The sequence below is a fragment of the Streptosporangium minutum genome, from assembly GCF_002149035.1.
Classification (GTDB): domain Bacteria; phylum Actinomycetota; class Actinomycetes; order Streptosporangiales; family Streptosporangiaceae; genus Streptosporangium; species Streptosporangium minutum.
In genome coordinates this window covers 1-2,306 of record NZ_NGFP01000473.1, presented here as the reverse complement: position 1 = coordinate 2,306, position 2,306 = coordinate 1, and the positions used below count along the sequence as shown (strand labels likewise).

2 protein-coding genes and 1 pseudogene are annotated in these 2,306 nt (G+C 68.4%); 1 reads left to right on the top strand and 2 read right to left on the bottom strand.

Going from position 1 to position 2,306, the window contains the following annotated elements:
• A partial coding sequence (locus CA984_RS43735; protein ID WP_165781649.1) for a S8 family peptidase occupies positions 1 to 1,369 on the bottom strand: 1,369 nt, incomplete at its 3' end.
• Between the two features lie 200 nt (positions 1,370 to 1,569).
• Complete coding sequence (gene tnpA / locus CA984_RS43730) at positions 1,570 to 1,998, bottom strand: IS200/IS605 family transposase (protein WP_086576659.1); 429 nt, start codon at positions 1,996 to 1,998, stop codon at positions 1,570 to 1,572.
• A 24-nt stretch (positions 1,999 to 2,022) separates the two neighbouring features.
• Here tnpA and CA984_RS43725 point away from each other — a divergent pair.
• Positions 2,023 to 2,306, top strand: a pseudogene (locus CA984_RS43725) (RNA-guided endonuclease TnpB family protein); the annotation flags it as partial.

Here is a 2,306-nt window from a genome sequence, read left to right as displayed (position 1 = left end):
GTTCCTGAGTGGCGGGGGGCGAGGGCGCGCGGCCGGTGAGCGCGCCGTACAGGTCGAGGCGGGGCGTGGTCACTCCGTCGTAGACGATGGGGCGGCCCGCCGCGGTGAGCTTGCCGACAAGCGCGTCCGGGGTGGCGTCCGCTGACTTCCCGGCCAGTGCCGCCAGCGCGCCCGTGACGTGCGGGGTCGACATCGAGGTCCCGCTGTAGACCGCGGTGCCGCCGTTCGGTACCGCGGAGTCGACCTCGACACCGGGGGCGAAGAGGTCGAGCACGGAGCCGTAGTTGGACCACTCGGGGACGCGGTCGTCGTCACCGGTCGCGCCCACGGTCACCGCGCCGGAGATGCATCCCGGAGCGCCGGCACCGGACGTCCCCTCGTTCCCCGCGGCGGCGACGGTCACCACGCCCTTGGCGCGCAGGGTCTCGATCTTCTGCTTCATCGCCCCGATCTCGGGCTCGCCGTCGCACGCCCTCTCGTAGAGGCCGCCACCGAGGCTGAGGTTCACCGCGACGAGGCCGGGGTGGGAGTCCTTCAGCTTGGCGACGTGGTCGAGGGCGAGCAGGATCGTGGACTCGTAGGCGCTCAGGCAGACCTCCCCGCCTTCGCAGTCGTCGATGCGGCTGAAGACCTGGATCGCCGCGATGTCCGCGCCGGGTGCGACGGCGTGGGCGATGCCCGCCACGTGGGTGCCGTGGTCGCACAGGTTGATGGTGCCCTCCACGCACATGGGGGTCTTCGCGTCGGCGGAACCCTGACCGGTCTGCGTGTCAGCCCCGCCGGGACACAGGGACTTCGCGCCGTCGTCCGTCGCGGAGAAGCAGGCCTCCTCCACCACCTTGCCTCCCAGCGCGGAATGGTCCCGGTCGATCCCGGTGTCGATGACCGCGATCATCTTGCCCTCGCCGTTGGCCCCCTCGGCCTGGGCCTGGTCCGCTCCGATCAGCTTCAGGCCCGAAGCCAGCGAGACGGGGGAGTAGGTGCGGTCCCGGCGGACCGACACCACCCGGGGGTCCTGGGCCAGCGCGGCCAGCGACTCGCTCGTGCCCTCGACCACGATGAACGAGGTGTCCGGCGGCTGGAGGACGACCTCGGCGCCGGGCAGGGCCTGAGCCTCGCCCGCGACCGGTACGGCCTCCGCCGGTGCGGTCACCTCGACGATGACCCGGGCCCCGTCGCCGTCGGCGGCCAGTCCGGGTTCCAGCTTGGGCGCCGGTGACTGTTCCGCCGGAGCCGGCGTCTCCCCGGTGGGAGCCGGCGTCTCCGTTGTGGTCGCCGGAGGGGGTGGTGGTGGTGCCTCGGCGAGCGCGGGGACGCCAGGGGCGACGGTGAGCACGATCGCCATGGCCACGAGGGCTCGAAGTCGCACACGTCCTCCGGGGGGATTAAACGGGCGATTCGGAGTCTAAACAGCCTTTTGTTCCGAGTGAATACCTTGATCCTGATTCGAAGGATCTTTTCAGCGTGATCTGGCGTGGAACCCCGGGCGTTCACGCCCGGGAGGAAACGACAGCGCGGGAGGGCCGCCAAGGCCCGAGCGGTGTGGTGACCGGTAGGCCATCGAGCGGCTCAGCCCGGACGCTTCTGGTTTTCGATGTACTCCTTGATGATCGATAGGGGTGCGCCGCCGCAGGAGGCGGCGAAGTACGACGGCGACCAGAAATGCCCGCCCCACAGATACTTACGGATATGTGCCGGATACTCCTTGCGCAGTAGCCGGGCAGACACGCCCTTGAGGCTGTTCACCAGCGTCGAGAGGGCGACTTTGGGTGGGTAGTGCACGAGCAGGTGCACGTGATCCTCCTCGCCGTTGAACTCGACCAGCTCCGCCCCGAAACTGTCGCATACCTCGATCATGATGTCTGCGCAGCGACGCAGAATCTCGTCGGTGAACACACCTCGCCGATACTTTGGAGTGAAGACCAAATGCGCGTGAAGCGCGTAGACAACGCTTCGACCTCTTCTTATGTCGGGGTTCGGTTCCCATCTCGGTGACATGGACCTAATGCTAGAGTGTTCGATATGAAGCTGGTGGTGCGGGTCAAGCTCCTGCCGACGCCTGAGCAGGCGGCGGCGCTGGAGGCGACTCTGCGCGCGGTCAACGACGCGGCCACCTGGGTGGCGGCGCTCGCCCACAGCCAGCGGGTATTTCGCAATTACGACCTGCGCAAGCACGCCTACGGGCAGATCAAGGACAACTACGGGCTGGCGGCTCAGGCCGCGCAGCACGTCATCAAGAAGGTCACCGACGCCTACGCCACGCTGCACGCCAATCTCCGCAACGGACAGGTGGGCAAGCCCAGCTC